The sequence below is a fragment of the Acidobacteriota bacterium genome, from assembly GCA_030697165.1.
Lineage (GTDB): Bacteria > Acidobacteriota > Vicinamibacteria > Vicinamibacterales > UBA2999 > 12-FULL-67-14b.
Genome location: JAUYQQ010000018.1, coordinates 26,418 through 40,078, shown reverse-complemented (window position 1 = coordinate 40,078; position 13,661 = coordinate 26,418). Strand labels below are relative to the sequence as shown.

Below are 13,661 nucleotides of genomic sequence, written 5' to 3'. Positions count from 1 at the left end.
ACGATGCTAGAATGGCCGCATGTCGCAGCGAGCGGATGCCCTTCTCCAAGAGGCCCTTGCCCTGCCGGCCACGGAACGTGCCGAAGTGGCGACTGAACTGCTCGCCAGTCTCGACAGCCCCTCCCCGGAAGACCTGGCAGCAGTCCAGGCCGCGTGGGCAAAAGAGATTGAACGGCGAGCTCGACGGGTGTTGAGCTCGGATGCTACCGGTGAATCCTGGGAGACAGTGCGGGAGCGGACGGCCCGGCGACTAGAGCAACCGTGAGCCGCGGCGTACGCTTCGAACCCGAAGCGGGTTACTGGGTCGAGCGTATCAAGATCGACCCACTGGCGTAGGTCACGATGAACCACCCAATGCACCGCGTCGCCTCGTTCGCCATCGTCGGGCCCCATGAGCTGGAAGTGGGCTTCGAAGACGGCGTCGTCCGCCGGATTAACTTCCTGCCGGTTCTCGAGGGCGAGCTCTTTGGGCCGCTGAAGGACCTCGACGTATTCAACGCAGTGACGATCAGTCCGGAGGGCTATACCCTTCTCTGGCCGAACGGCGCGGACTTCGATCCGGCCACCTTGCACGACTGGCCGGAGGTCGAGGCCGAGTTCGTCGAGATGGCTCGGTCCTGGGGCCACAGATCTAAGGCAGCCACCGATTAAACGCAGATTAGACACAGATCTAATCTCGTCTGAATCCTCGGACGGCGAAGAAACTTCAACGCGTTCAGCGGCCAGCGTACGTAGATTCTGCGCGTTGGCTAAGTGACCGAATCGAGAAACCCGAGACAAATCACGCGATCGTGACCGGGCACGGGCCGTGCTCCTGCAAGCGGCATGGGCCGTCGCCTTGATCATTCGTATATACAGTTGTATGATGTCCCAGTCCGGTTCACCTGGGATCCGCGCAAGAGTGAACGGAACCTGCGCAAACGGGGCTTCGACTTTGCCTATGCCGCGCGGATTTTTGAACGCCGGACCTTGGAGCAGGTCGACACGCGCCGCGACTACGGCGAGCGTCGCGTGGTCGCCCTCGGCGCGGTCGTGGACATCGGCCTGACGGTGGTCTACACCGACCGAGCAGGTACCGACGGCGTAACCGAGAGACGAATCATCTCAGCGAGAGTGAGTAGCCGCCATGAGCGCACGATCTACCAACAAGTCACGGACCAAGCCTGATCCGGCCCTGCGTGGGCGCGCGGACGTGCGCCGCTTACAGCGACTCACCGACCGCGAGATTCTCGCCACGTCTCCAGCGGAACTCGCGAACCTGCCGGCCAATTTCTGGGAAGGCGCCACCGTCGTCGAGCCGGTGGCGAAACAACCCATTTCGCTCCGGGTGGACGCGGATGTACTCGACTGGTTCAAGGCGCAGGGCCCACGCTATCAGTCGCGCATGAACGCGGTGCTGCGCTCGTACATGGCCGAGCGGCAGCGCGGCGCCAAACGCAAGACAGGCTAGGCCACCCACTGACAACTCCTGACAACCCCTCGCGGGCGAACCGTAAACTATCCCGGCGTGAGTTTTCAGCAGCTCTTCCTTTGTTTGTGCTTCCTGTTCGTCTCCTCGGCGGCGGCAGCTCAGTCGATCGAAATCCTCGGCCCACCGGCGCCGGTCGCGCCTGCGGTGTTTGCCAAGGACGATCAAGGCCGCATCACGCTTCGCGCCACCAGGTTGGAGGCGCCGCTGGCGCTCGACGGCGCGCTGGACGAGGCGGTGTATCGCGAGGTGACGGCGATCGATCACTTCGTCCAGCAGGAGCCGGACGAAGGCCGGGCGGGCACCGAGAAGACGCTGGTGTGGCTGTTCTTTGATGATGACCATTTCTACGTGAGCGTGCGGTCGTTCGACTCGGCGCCCGAGCGGCTGGTGGCCAACGAGCTGCGGCGCGACAACTTCAACATCTACAACAACGACAACATCTCGATCAGCATCGATCCGCTCTACACCAGACGGAGCGGGGTGTTCTTCCAGACCAACGCGCTCAGCGCCCAGCGCGACCAGGAGATCCAGGACGAACGCAGCAACAACAACGACTGGAACACAATCTGGCGGACCCGGTCGCGGATCCTGCCGGATGGCTGGTCGATGGAGTTCGCCGTCCCCTATTCCTCGCTTCGCTTTCGCGCGGCAGGACCCCAGGTGTGGGGCTTCAACCTGCGACGGGTAATTCGGTGGAAGAACGAACACGTGTCGATCGCGCCGATCCCGGCCTCGGCCACCACGCGCGCGATGTACAAGTTCGACATCATGGCCACGGTCGTCGGCGTCGAGACGCCGTCGGTGCGAAAGCCCATCGACGTGAAGCCCTACGCGATTGCCGCCAGCACCACCAACCTGGCCGCGACGCCGGTGTATCGCAACGATCCGTCGGCCGACGCCGGCGTGGACGTGAAGTACAGCCTGACCAACAGCCTGGTGGCCGACCTCACCTATCGCACCGACTTCGCGCAGGTGGAGGAAGACCAGCAGCAGGTGAACCTGACCCGCTTCAGTCTGTTCTTCCCCGAGAAGCGCGACTTCTTCCTCGAAGGACAAGGACTGTTCACGTTCGGCGGCAGCCAGGGCGGTCGTGGTGGCGGTGGGTTGACGCCGATCGTGTTCTACAGCCGCCGCATTGGGCTGGGCGCCACGGGCGAGATTCCAATCATCGGCGGCGGACGCGTGGCGGGGCGCGCGGGGAAGTACAGCATCGGGTTGCTGAGTATTCAGACAGAGGACACGGGAATCGGGAACCGGGAGTCGGGAGTCGGGAGAGGTGCCAGCTATGTGCCGTCAACCAACTTCTCGGTCATTCGTTTGCGTCGCGACGTCTTGCGGCGCAGCAACATTGGTGCGATCTTCACGCGCAAGACGCCGATTGATGGGATCACCAATACGGTGCTCGGGGTGGATGCGAATTTCTGGTTTCACCAGAACGTGACGATGACGGGTTATTTTGCGCAGTCGGAGACGGAAGCTCCGGCTAAAGCCGGAGGCTACATTGACGACGGTCCGGCTAAAGCCGGACGCCACATTGACAGGAGCAGCTATCGCGGCGAGTTCGAATGGGCGCCGGATCGGTACGGCCTGCGCTACGAACACCTCGTCGTCGGACGCGACTTCCAACCAGAGATCGGGTTTCTGCGGCGGACGGCGTTTCGGCGCAACTTCGCCAGCGCGCGGTTTTCACCACGTCCTGGCGGCAGCCGCGCCATTCGGCGCCACGTGTTCGAGGGCGAGTTCGACTACATCACCGGCACCGACGGGGTGCTCGAGAGCCGCCAGGCGCAGGTATCGTATGACGCTGAACTGCGCGGCAACGATCAGTGGAGCATCGAGTACTCAAACAACTACGAACACCTGCGCGTCGGCTTCAACGTGGTGCCGGGCAAGCCCATCCCCGCCGGGACCTACCGCTTCAACGATGTGAGGACGACGTACGAGTTTGGGCCGCAGCGGCGGGCATCAGGATCGGTTTTTGGGGGGACGGGGACGTTCTATGACGGCACCAAGACCGAACTGGGCGCACGCGGCGTGGTGGAGATCTCATCCCGCTTCAACGTGGAACCCGGCGTCACGGTGAACTGGATTGATATCCCTGCTGGCGCATTTACGACCGCCGTCACCAGCGTGAGGACGACGTATATGTTCTCGCCTTATATGGCGCTCGGCGGGCTCGTGCAGCACAACTCAACCAGCAAGACGCTAGGCTCGAGCGTCCGCCTGCGCTGGGAATACGCGCCCGGCAGCGACCTCTTCGTGGTCTACAGCGACGGGCGCGACACGAGGCTAGGAGACCGATTCCCAGGCTTGCAGAACCGGACCTTCGTCGTGAAGGCTACGCGCCTGTTCCGGTTTTAAGTTCAAACAGGAGATCAAGAGGTCAGGAGACCAACCTTTTCTACTCCTGATCTCCTGAACTCCTGTTGTCTCGATTAGCCTCGGCCGCGCGACTGGCCGGGCCGGAACTGCTTCTGTCCCATTTGCTTGCCCTCTGGCTCGCCCATCCGCTTGTCGAGGCGTTCATTCGGGGGCGGTTTGCGGTGACGCTTGCCGGGCGCATCCACGGGACCGCGGTCGGGCTTGGCGTCTTTCGCGACCTTGCGCGCGTCGGGGCCGGCGACCACCGGGCCCTGCTTGTCGGTCTTCGGGCCGGTCTTCGGGCTGGCCTTGGGACCGGCCTTGGGGCCGGCCTTGTCCATGCTCGCCGAGCGCGCGGCGGCCTCGATGTGCTGCAGCAACTCGGAGGCGCCGTCGCGAATGCGCGCAAGCTCCTTCTTGACCTTGTCGCTTTCAAGCCAGCCATCGGCCTTGGCCTTGGCCGTGCCCAGGAACCAGCCCAGCTGCTCGGCCAGTTCGACGACCTTGGCTTCAGTGGCGGTCTTTGATTTGGTGTTGCCTGTCGATTTGCGGTCTGCCATCTTTGGAGTCTCCGGGGCAGAGCTAATGCATCACGCGTGCCGAGGGATGGTCCGGCTAAAGCCGGACGCCACATTGGCAAGGCATGGGTCCGGCTGAAGCCGGACACCACACTGACAGGGGCCTGCCGCGCCGAAGCGTCTTCGCGAAGGCGGGTGTGCAGAAGGGAACAGTCGGGGTGTTCTGCGGGCGTTTACAATCGCCCCATGGTGGAATCTGAATGGCGGCAAAAATCAAAATCGGGGCCAACCGAGCAGAAAGACTACAATAGGGGGATGCTGCTGACCCCGAAAGACATTGGAACACTCGTTGAACACACGGTTTGGCAGCGAGGCAAGGTACTAGACGTTACCCCTCCCTACGCCATCATCCACTTTACTTCCCTACTCGACACGCCCCAGGGTCCCGAACGCAAGCTCCGCGAAGACGCCCCGCAGATTTCCAAGGCCAAGGTCCAAAGCGATCCCGAACTCGACCTGATCGGCACCGGCGCGGCCAAGCCCAAGAAATCCAAGGCCAAGGCCAAGGCGAAAGGGCTGGTCCATCACCTGGACGAAGCCATCACCTGGTTCGAGAAGACCTACCCCGACAAGTTCGAGGACGAGAAGTTCATCGACGCCGACCTGCGCAACAAGCGCGCGGCGCACGACGTGTTTGTCGCCAACTTCGGCGGCAGCCGCGGCCAGAAGCTGATCGACCAGGGCAAGCACGCCGAGATCGCCGACGTGCTGGACGCGCTGTTCAAGGCCACCAACATCCCGTCCACCTTCGAAGTGAAGGCCGTGCACAAGGGCCTGAAGAAGGGCGACGAAGCCGGCACGCAGATTCTCGAGGCGGCGCTGGCGTTCATCGCCAAGCCGGATCAAGGCAAGTTCGCGGCGCTGTTCGAAGCGGTGGCGCAGCTGCCGAGCGACGGCGGCAAGGTGCTGACCTGGCCGAACATCACGCTGCTGCCGTTTTTGGCCGACCCGAAGAAGTTCATGGCGCTCAAGCCCACGAACACCGAACTGATGGCGGCGCGCATGAACTTCGACCTGCGCTACACCGCCACGCCCAACTGGCCCACCTTCGACGCCATGCAGCGGATGAGCCAGTTCCTGCTGCAGCGCCTGCAGCCGCTCGGCGCCAAGGACATGTTTGATGTCCAGGCGTTTATGTGGGTCACGCGCGATCTGACCTAGTGCCAGGGTGCCACCGGTGCCAGGGTGCCAACGTGCACCTATAATGGCACCGGAGGCTCCATGACCACTCTTGGTCGCCGTCAGTTTCTTGCAGGTGCCGGCACGCTCGCGGCTACGGTCCGCCTAAAGGCGGACGCCACATCATCGGCGGCGGACGCCACATTCCAGACCCAGTCCGGGATTTTTCCCCCATCCGTGCGCGCGGATTTTCCTTTGGTGCTGCGCGAGACCTACCTGAACTCGGCCTCCATGCATCCGGTGGGGACGTTCGCCGCCAATGCCATCAAGCAGCTCGTTGACTTCCGCCTCCACGGCCCCGGCGAGGGGCGCAGCGACTTCGGCGCGGCGAAGCAGGAGGCGCTGAAGAAGAAGTTCGGCGCGCTCATCAACGCCTCCCCCGCCGAAATCGCCTTCACCGCCAACACCACCGACGGCGAGAACATCGTCATCGCTGGGCTCGACCTGGCGCGGCGGCGCGGCAACATCGTGATCGACGAGCTGCACTTCACGAGCTCGCTCTACATGTACAAGGAGCTGGAAAAGAAGGGCGTCCGGCTCCGCATCGTCAAGCACAAGAACTGGGCGATCGATCCGGAGGACGTGGCCAAGGCCATCGATGCCAACACCAAGCTGGTGTCGCTGGCGCTGGTGTCGAACGTCAACGGGTTCATGCACGACGCGAAGACGATCAGCGCGGTCGCGCACGCGCGCGGCGCGTTGGTGTTTGCCGACATCATCCAGGCGGTCGGCGCGGTGCCGCTCGACATGAAGGCGCTCGGCATCGACTTCGCCAGCTCGGGCACCTACAAGTGGCTGATGGGCGAACGCGGCCTCGGCTTCCTCTACGTCCGCGAAGACCTGCAGGGCAGCGTCCTGCCGACGACGAGGTATGGGCATAGGCAGGTGACGGATTTCAATCGCGCGGAGCTGTCGTGGGATTCGGTGCCCGGCGCGGCGCGCTACGAGACCGGCGGCATCCCGGTGATGATGGCGGCGTGCGTGGACGCCGGCATCGACTACCTGGGCAAACTCGGCCTCCCCAACATCCGCGCGCACGCAAAGCAGTTGACCGATCGCCTGCAGAACGAATTGCCGCCGCTCGGCTACAAGGCGCTGACGCCCATGGGCACCGAGTCACCGATTGTCGCGTTCGAGCTGAAGGATGCCGCGGCAACGACTAAGCTGTTGCAGGCGGGCAAGGTGGCGGGCACGGTGATCGCCAACGAGAACCGCCTCCGCCTGGCCGTGTCAGTGTTCAACACGCACGAGGACATCGATCGCGCAGTGGCGGTGTTGGGTGGAAAGAGTTAGGCGGGGCTTCTATTTCGCCCGGCGCGTAATCACCACGATTTCGCTGCCGCCCATGGCCGTCTTGCCGACCGTCAGGTCGATCGCCTCGAAGCCCTGTTCTGCGACCTCCTTCAGTTCCTTCTCCAGCGTCGACGTCTTGCTGGTGGCGATCAGCTTGTACTCCCACCGCTTGGTGTTCGGGTCGGCGGAACCTTTCTCAACGATGGCCACGGTTTCCTTGCCACCGAACAGGCTTTCGAACACGGTCTGGCCGACGGCGTGGTAGCCGGCATCGCCGGCTTCCTGTAATTCCTTTTGCAGCGTCGAGGTCTTGCTGGTGGCCAGCAGGCGGTAGCTGTAAGTGCCCTTGTCGCCATCGCTCTTGCCGACTAGGACCACAACTTCCTTGCCGCCGACGGCGGTCTCGCCGCCCATGACGGCGATGAACCGGTAGCCGGCCTCACCGGCCTCCTGCATTTCCTTCTGCATGGTCGAGGTCTTGCTGGTCGCGAGGATCTTGTAGGTGTGCGATTGCGCCAGCGCGGGCGCGGCGACGGCCAGACACAGGGCGAGAGCAGCCAGGATGGTGAGGGATCGATACAAGTGAGCCTCCGACGACAGACTACTACGGAAGAGCTGAGCCGGCGTCCTCATGGCAGCGTCGACCCGGCGAGTTCCCATGGCGCCAAAATGGATCCATAATGGCTCCATGCCTAGCACCGTCACCCTGTCGGTCAAGAATGTCCCCACTGCGGTCGCCAAGCGTTTGAAGGAGCGGGCGGCGCGGAATAACCGGTCTCTGCAGGGTGAACTGCAGTCGATCCTGGAGCAGGCGGCCCATGTCACCACCCTGGGCGATTTGGCGGCCTTGGCCAAGAGGCTGGGACTGAAAGGCGAGGCGGGCGAATCAGTCCGGATGATTCGAGAAGACCGCGATGACCCTCGTCGTTGACGCGTCAGCCGTCGCGGCCGTGCTGTTCCGTGAGCCTGACGGGGCTACGATTGATGCGCACACGGAAGGCGAAGTCCTAATAGCCCCTCACCTGATCGATTTTGAACTGGCCAATATTTGCTGGAAGCGCATCCGCCGCGAGCCGAGCAAAGGGCCGGCCCTGCTGACCATGCTCGCCGGCGTCGACTCACTTGGCATCAAGCGGGTTGCCGTACCCGCATTGGAGGTCGCGGCACTCGCCGTCCAGACCGGACTCACCGCGTACGACGCCAGCTACCTGTGGCTAGCCCTGTCTCAGGATCTTGAACTGGTCACATTGGATGGCGAACTCGCACGCGTGAACCAGGCGATGCGTGAGCCAGGGGCCTGAAGCCGCTCGCTCGGCCACGGTCCGCCTGAAGGCGGACGCCACATTCGACACCGGACGTTACGCGCGACGACTCCACTGGGCGTTCAGGACGCGCAGCAAGCCGACGCCGCTCACCACCCACACCACGCCCCACACGCTTGCCTGCAGCGTCAATCCATACAACGCACTGCCGGCGCCGAACAGGCTCGCGTAGACGAAGGTGCAGCCGAGAATCCAGCCGAGCAGCTGCTGCGGCAGGCTGTCGGGCGATGCGCCGACGCCGGCCATGCGCGAGATGCGGGTCCAGCCAGGACCGGCGGGCCTGACGAGCTTGTAGAAGCCGACCAGCGTCGCGTCACTCTCCGGTCTCGTCAGCACCGTCGTTCCCACCCACGCCACCGTCGTCACGCCCACGGTGACGAGCAGCACCGTCGTGGCCGCGACGGTGTAGCCCATCTTGCCGGCGATGAAGAAGCCGACGGCGACAAAGAACGACACGCTCATGGCGGCGATCTCGCTCCACGCGTTGATGCGCCACCAGTACCAGCGCAACAGGTAGAGCAAGCCCGAGCCGGCGCCGATCGACAGCAGCAGCTCGAAGCTGGTACGCGCCGACTCGAGCAGGAAGGTCATGCCGGCCGCCAGCAGCATCAGCAGCGCCGTGACCATGCGTCCCATCGCGACGTAGTGATGCTCGGTGGCGTCGGCCCTGATGAACCGGCGATACAAGTCGTGCACGAGATACGACGTGCCCCAGTTGAGGTGCGTGGAGATGGTCGAGACGTACGCCGAGAGCAGGCCCGCCACCATCAAGCCGAGAAAGCCCGCCGGCAGGAACGTGAGCATGGCCGGGTAGGCCATGTCGTGGCCAATCAGGCGAGGCTCGACATAGGGAAACGCCGCGGAGATATCGGACAGCTCGGGAAACACCAGCATCGACGACAGGGCCACGATGATCCACGGCCAGGGGCGGAGGGCGTAGTGGGCCACGTTGAACAGCAGCGTGCCGCCGAGCGCGTCGCGCTCGCTCCGGGCGGCGAGAATGCGCTGCGCGATGTAGCTGCCGCCGCCAGGCTCCGATCCCGGATACCACACCGACCACCACGCCACGGTGAGCGGCAAGATGAGCACGGCCAGCGTCAGCGTCCAGTCGCTGAAGTCGGGTAGCAGTTGCAGCGTGGACGACGGAATCTGCGTCACCAGGCCCGCCAGCCCGCCGACCTGCGGTTGCTGCAGCGCGAAGTAGGCCGCCGAGATCGAACCCACCATGGCAATGGCGAACTGAAACAGATCGGTGACGAGCACGCCCCACAGGCCGGCCACCGACGCGAACGCGATGTTGATCAGCGCGCACGCCGCCAGCGTTTGCCACATGGGCCAGCCAAGCAGCACGCTGGCGATCTTCGCCACGGCCAGGTTTACCGTGGCCATGATCATGATGTTGAAGAACAGACCGAGATACACGGCGCGGAAGCCGCGGACCAGCGCGGCGGCCTTGCCCGAGTAGCGGATCTCGTAGAACTCGAGATCGGTCAGCACGCCCGATCGGCGCCATAAGCGCGCGTAGAAGAAGACCGTGCTCATGCCGGTGAGCAGGAACGCCCACCACACCCAGTTGTTGGCCACGCCGTTCTCGCGCACCAGGTTGGTCACCAGGTTGGGCGTGTCGGTGCTGAAGGTGGTGGCCACCATCGAGACGCCAATCAGCCACCACGGCGCGGCCCGGCCCGAGGTGAAGAATTCGGTGGTGCTGGAGCCCGCCCGGCGCATCAGGTAGATGGCGGGGACGAAGGAAAGGGCGATGGAGACGAGGACGATCACCCAATCAAGGGTGGTCAATTGCATAGCAAATACTACTCGGTGCCAGGGTGCCAGGGTGCCAGGGTGCCACCGGCTATAATTCAGCCTCCCCGTGCCTCTGACTCCAGGAACTCGCGTCGGTCCCTACGAGATTCTCTCGGCCCTTGGTGCCGGCGGCATGGGCGAGGTGTATCGGGCCAAGGACCCCGCGCTGGGGCGCGAGGTGGCGATCAAGGTCCTGCCGGACGCGTTTGCGTCGGATCCCGATCGGCTGGCGCGGTTCGAGCGCGAAGCCAAGGCGCTGGCGGCCATCAATCATCCCAACATTGCGCAAGTCTATGGCTTCGAGCATGGTGCGGCTGAAGCCGGACACCACATTGGTGCCGATGGTCCGGCTGAAGCCGGACGCTACATCCGGACCACTGCGCTGGTGATGGAACTGCTTGAAGGGCGCACGCTGCGCGATGTGCTGAGCGAAGGCCCCCTGCCGCCGCGCAAGGCCATTGATGCCGGCGCGCAGCTGGCCCGCGGGCTGGCGGCGGCGCACGACCGCGGCCTCATTCATCGCGACCTGAAGCCCGAGAACATTTTCGTCCTCACCGACGGCCGCATCAAGATTCTCGACTTCGGCCTCGCGCGCCAGGCGGATGCGCCGATTTCGGGTGCGACCCAGACCATGACGGGGGCGTTTCGCGGCACCGATCCCGGCACGGTGATGGGCACGGTCGGCTACATGGCGCCGGAACAGGTGCGCGGTGCGGCGCTCGATCATCGCGCCGACCTGTTCGCGCTGGGCGCCGTGATCTACGAAATGATCGCGGGCCAGCGCGCGTTCCATCGCGACACGGCCGCTGAAACCATGACGGCGATCCTCCGCGAGGATCCGCCGGACCTGTCGAGCTCGCGCGCGCACCTCAGCCCGGCTATCGATCGCATTGTCCGGCACTGCCTCGAGAAGAACCCGCTCGAGCGCTTCCAGACGGCGCGCGATGTTGCCTTCGCGCTCGACTCGCTGTCGGGATCCGGCTCCGGCTCTGGCGCCGCGGTCGCGGCCGCACCAGAAACCCGATCGAACCGCGAGCGCTGGACATGGGCCTTTGTCGTCACCGCCTTGCTCGCGGCGGTGACATGGCTGGCCCTGCAACCGGGCGCCGACGCCGAGCCGACACCGCCGGCACCGATGCGGCTGACGCTGATGCTGCCCGAAGGCGTGCGTCTCACCGACGCGCTGGCGGTCTCCACCAGGTTGGGCATTTCACCAGATGGCCGGCACCTTGCCTACATCGGTGTCGATGCGGCGAACCAGCGCTCGTTGTGGCTGCACCAGTTGCACGAACCTCTCGCGCGCCGGGTTGACGATACCCTCCAGGCGGCGGGGCCGGTCTGGGCGCCAGACAGCACCTCGTTGCTCTTCGGCGTGTTTGGCGCGGCAGGAACGGCGCTCAAAAAGTTGTCGGTGGACGGCGGCAGTCCAATCACCCTCGCCGACCGGGGCGGTTGGGCGGCGTGGGCGCCTGATGGCACGATCCTGCTGGAGCCGGTGCGCGGCCCGATGGAGTTGCTGCGGTTGACGAGCAGCGGGGGGCCGATGACTCCCGCGGTCCCGGCGTTGGTGAATGGCAGCAGGAATGGCCACCTGTCATTCCTGCCAGACGGTCGCCACTACCTGCACAGGTTCCTGGTGCCGGGTACGGCCACGCTCAGCACCTATGTCGGCTCGCTCGATTCGCCCGACCGCCACCTCGTGCTCTCGGGCAACGACCTCAGCCAGGCGGTGTTCGCCAATGGCATGCTGGTGTTTGCGCGCAACGCGACGCTACTGGCGCAGCCCTTTGACAGCCGGACGTTCAAGACGACCGGCGAACCCGTGGTGATTGCCGAGGGCGTCGAGCAAAACGCCCTCGGCGCCGCGTTCACCGTGTCGCAGACGGGCACCCTCGCCTATCAGCCGAGTGCGGCCAACCTCGGGTCGCGGCTGAGATGGTTCGATCGCAAGGGCGCCGCCCTCGGTACGCTGGCCGACGACTCTGACTATTCCAACCTGGAACTGTCGCCCGACGGCCGCCGACTGCTGGTGAGCGTCCGCGATCCGGGTGCCACGGCCCGCGACATCTACATCGTCGACACCGTCCGCGGCCTGCGCCAGCGCCTGACCTTCGACCCGAGCGACGAACGATCGGCGGTGTGGTCGGCCAACGGCGCCAGCGTGATCTACAACTCGAAAGGCCTGGAGCTGTATCAACGGTCAGCAGGCTTTACCGGCGGCGAAACCCCCCTGCTGACCGACGGCAACAGCAAGGACCCCAACGACGTCTCTCCAGACGGCCGGACCCTGCTGTATCGGGCCAGTAGTATTGGGTCGGGCAATGATCTCTGGGCGATGCCGCTCGATGGCAGTGCGCCACCGCAGAAGGTGCTCGGCTCGGCCTTTAACGAAAACGGCGCCCAGTTCTCGCCCGATGCGCGGTCGATCGTGTTCGTCGCAGACGATTCGGGGCGACCCGAGGTGTACGTGATGTCGCTCGAGCCGGGTGGCGGCAAGACCCAGATCTCCACCGACGGCGGCTCATCGCCGCGCTGGCGCCGGGACGGCCAGGAGATTCTGTACTTGAATGCCGACCGTTCGGTGATGAGCGTGCCGGTGAAGGGATCGGGCGCGCAGTTCGAGGCGGGCACGCCCGCACGGCTGTTCGACGTCGAACACGTGCCGAGCGCCGGTCCGATCTTTGATGTCACCGACGACGGCCAGCGTTTCATTGTCAATACGGCGGTCCCGTCCAAGGTGCCGCCACACGTCGTCGTGATCGTCAACTGGCCGTCACTCTTGAACCAGGCCGGCTCACGTAAACCGTAAAAAGGGTGCAGGTCCCCTTTTCACGCCGGCGTGAAGGTGCGGACGGTGTAGCCGTCCACGAACGCGCGCATCAGGCGCACCGCCACTCGCGAGACTAGCGGCATCAGGCGCAGCGCCGCCGGGTAGCGGCCAATCGAAATGCTCTGCGTTTCGCGGTAGCCCTCGTCGCCGAAGATCGCTTCCAGCGGCCGCTCGGGCAAGGTGAACGACGCGCCCAGGTCCTGGATCTTCTGGTGGATCCCCGCGCCAAAGCGCTTGAAGAAATCCACCGTCATCACATCGCACAGGATCTCCCCGCGAGGAAACGTCGCGCGGATGGTGTGCAGCAGCTCGCGGATGTGCGGCTCGTCCAGATACATCAGCACGCCTTCGACAACCACCACGACCGGACCAGCGTCGGCAAACGGCTGGAGGCGATCGGCCAGGCGTTCGGTGGCGAAGTCGACCGGCAATCGCGTCAACGGGTTCGGGCTCTCCGCCGCCGGCAGGCGCGGTTCTTTCCACGCGAACACCTGCGGCTCGTCGACCTCGAGCCAGCGACCGCCGGTCAACCGGAACGCGCGCGAATCGAAGCCGGCGCCAATCAAGACGACCAGCGTGGCCGGGTTGGCGGCGAGCCGTTCGCGCAACAAGTCGTCGATGATGCGGGCGCGGCTGGCATTGGAGACGAGCGGCCCCTTGAACTGGCGGAACGGCTCGAAGATCGCCCACGCCTCGTCATCCATGAAGCGCTCGGCGTAGTGATCGCCGCAGATGGGCTGCGCGCGACGGGCATCGATCGCCCGGACGCCGGTGCAGTAGAACGCGGTGTTCGAAACTGGCTTCATGGCACCGCCTCACGGTAA

The 13,661-nt window shown here is 64.7% G+C and carries 14 protein-coding genes; 10 read left to right on the top strand and 4 right to left on the bottom strand.

Going from position 1 to position 13,661, the window contains the following annotated elements; genetic code table 11:
- Window positions 1-19 precede the first annotated feature (19 nt).
- The 5 genes from Q8T13_17435 to Q8T13_17415 all read left to right on the top strand — a co-directional run bounded on the left by Q8T13_17435 (window position 20) and on the right by Q8T13_17415 (window position 3,832).
- Window positions 20-265, top strand: a complete 246-nt coding sequence (locus Q8T13_17435) for an addiction module protein (protein ID MDP3719548.1) — start codon at window positions 20-22, stop codon at window positions 263-265.
- An 89-nt stretch (window positions 266-354) separates the two neighbouring features.
- Entirely contained in the window at window positions 355-651 is a 297-nt protein-coding gene (locus tag Q8T13_17430) for a DUF2442 domain-containing protein (protein ID MDP3719547.1), read from the top strand.
- A gap of 207 nt (window positions 652-858) precedes the next feature.
- The gene (locus tag Q8T13_17425) at window positions 859-1,167 is read left to right on the top strand and encodes a BrnT family toxin (GenBank protein MDP3719546.1); all 309 of its coding nucleotides are present in this window, start codon (window positions 859-861) and stop codon (window positions 1,165-1,167) included.
- The gene (locus Q8T13_17420; protein ID MDP3719545.1) at window positions 1,127-1,450 is read left to right on the top strand and encodes a BrnA antitoxin family protein; all 324 of its coding nucleotides are present in this window, start codon (window positions 1,127-1,129) and stop codon (window positions 1,448-1,450) included. Before Q8T13_17425 ends, Q8T13_17420 begins: the two co-directional genes overlap by 41 nt.
- A 57-nt stretch (window positions 1,451-1,507) precedes the next feature.
- Entirely contained in the window at window positions 1,508-3,832 is a 2,325-nt protein-coding gene (locus tag Q8T13_17415; GenBank protein MDP3719544.1) for a DUF5916 domain-containing protein, read from the top strand.
- Window positions 3,833-3,906: 74 nt separating this feature from the next.
- Here the strand turns inward: Q8T13_17415 and Q8T13_17410 are convergent, their stop codons facing one another.
- On the bottom strand, window positions 3,907-4,392 hold the full coding sequence (locus tag Q8T13_17410; protein MDP3719543.1) for a hypothetical protein: 486 nt from the start codon (window positions 4,390-4,392) through the stop codon (window positions 3,907-3,909).
- Window positions 4,393-4,665: 273 nt separating this feature from the next.
- On the opposite strand from Q8T13_17410, the gene Q8T13_17405 reads away from it, so the two are divergent.
- Together Q8T13_17405 and Q8T13_17400 are read left to right on the top strand one after the other, a co-directional pair.
- Window positions 4,666-5,571, top strand: a complete 906-nt coding sequence (locus tag Q8T13_17405; GenBank protein ID MDP3719542.1) for a hypothetical protein — start codon at window positions 4,666-4,668, stop codon at window positions 5,569-5,571.
- 216 nt (window positions 5,572-5,787) lie between these two features.
- On the top strand, window positions 5,788-6,882 hold the full coding sequence (locus Q8T13_17400; protein MDP3719541.1) for an aminotransferase class V-fold PLP-dependent enzyme: 1,095 nt from the start codon (window positions 5,788-5,790) through the stop codon (window positions 6,880-6,882).
- A 9-nt stretch (window positions 6,883-6,891) separates the two neighbouring features.
- On the opposite strand, the gene Q8T13_17395 is transcribed toward Q8T13_17400, so the two are convergent.
- A complete protein-coding gene (locus Q8T13_17395; protein ID MDP3719540.1) occupies window positions 6,892-7,464 on the bottom strand; it encodes a hypothetical protein in 573 nt (190 codons plus the stop codon).
- Between the two features lie 106 nt (window positions 7,465-7,570).
- Here Q8T13_17395 and Q8T13_17390 point away from each other — a divergent pair, with 106 nt between their 5' ends.
- Together Q8T13_17390 and Q8T13_17385 are read left to right on the top strand one after the other, a co-directional pair.
- Complete coding sequence (locus Q8T13_17390; GenBank protein MDP3719539.1) at window positions 7,571-7,813, top strand: hypothetical protein; 243 nt, start codon at window positions 7,571-7,573, stop codon at window positions 7,811-7,813.
- Window positions 7,797-8,183, top strand: coding sequence for a type II toxin-antitoxin system VapC family toxin (locus Q8T13_17385; GenBank protein ID MDP3719538.1), 387 nt, complete (start codon window positions 7,797-7,799; stop codon window positions 8,181-8,183). Before Q8T13_17390 ends, Q8T13_17385 begins: the two co-directional genes overlap by 17 nt.
- Window positions 8,184-8,240: 57 nt before the next feature.
- Here the strand turns inward: Q8T13_17385 and Q8T13_17380 are convergent, their stop codons facing one another.
- Window positions 8,241-10,007, bottom strand: coding sequence for a sodium:solute symporter family protein (locus tag Q8T13_17380; GenBank protein ID MDP3719537.1), 1,767 nt, complete (start codon window positions 10,005-10,007; stop codon window positions 8,241-8,243).
- Between the two features lie 67 nt (window positions 10,008-10,074).
- On the opposite strand from Q8T13_17380, the gene Q8T13_17375 reads away from it, so the two are divergent.
- Window positions 10,075-12,816 (top strand): protein kinase, encoded by a 2,742-nt coding sequence (locus Q8T13_17375; protein ID MDP3719536.1) that lies wholly within the window; start codon window positions 10,075-10,077, stop codon window positions 12,814-12,816.
- 20 nt (window positions 12,817-12,836) lie between these two features.
- On the opposite strand, the gene Q8T13_17370 is transcribed toward Q8T13_17375, so the two are convergent.
- A complete protein-coding gene (locus tag Q8T13_17370; GenBank protein MDP3719535.1) occupies window positions 12,837-13,643 on the bottom strand; it encodes an SAM-dependent methyltransferase in 807 nt (268 codons plus the stop codon).
- Window positions 13,644-13,661 lie beyond the last annotated feature (18 nt).

Excerpts from the sequence above, each read along its gene's own strand:
- Q8T13_17370 (MDP3719535.1), bottom strand. The coding sequence starts at position 13,643 with ATGAAGCCAGTTTCGAACACCGCGTTCTACTGCACCGGCGTCCGGGCG.
- Q8T13_17390 (MDP3719539.1), top strand. The coding sequence starts at position 7,571 with ATGCCTAGCACCGTCACCCTGTCGGTCAAGAATGTCCCCACTGCGGTC.
- Q8T13_17410 (MDP3719543.1), bottom strand. The coding sequence starts at position 4,392 with ATGGCAGACCGCAAATCGACAGGCAACACCAAATCAAAGACCGCCACT.
- Q8T13_17430 (MDP3719547.1), top strand. The coding sequence starts at position 355 with ATGCACCGCGTCGCCTCGTTCGCCATCGTCGGGCCCCATGAGCTGGAA.
- Q8T13_17380 (MDP3719537.1), bottom strand. The coding sequence starts at position 10,007 with ATGCAATTGACCACCCTTGATTGGGTGATCGTCCTCGTCTCCATCGCC.
- Q8T13_17385 (MDP3719538.1), top strand. The coding sequence starts at position 7,797 with ATGACCCTCGTCGTTGACGCGTCAGCCGTCGCGGCCGTGCTGTTCCGT.
- Q8T13_17420 (MDP3719545.1), top strand. The coding sequence starts at position 1,127 with ATGAGCGCACGATCTACCAACAAGTCACGGACCAAGCCTGATCCGGCC.
- Q8T13_17435 (MDP3719548.1), top strand. The coding sequence starts at position 20 with ATGTCGCAGCGAGCGGATGCCCTTCTCCAAGAGGCCCTTGCCCTGCCG.
- Q8T13_17405 (MDP3719542.1), top strand. The coding sequence starts at position 4,666 with ATGCTGCTGACCCCGAAAGACATTGGAACACTCGTTGAACACACGGTT.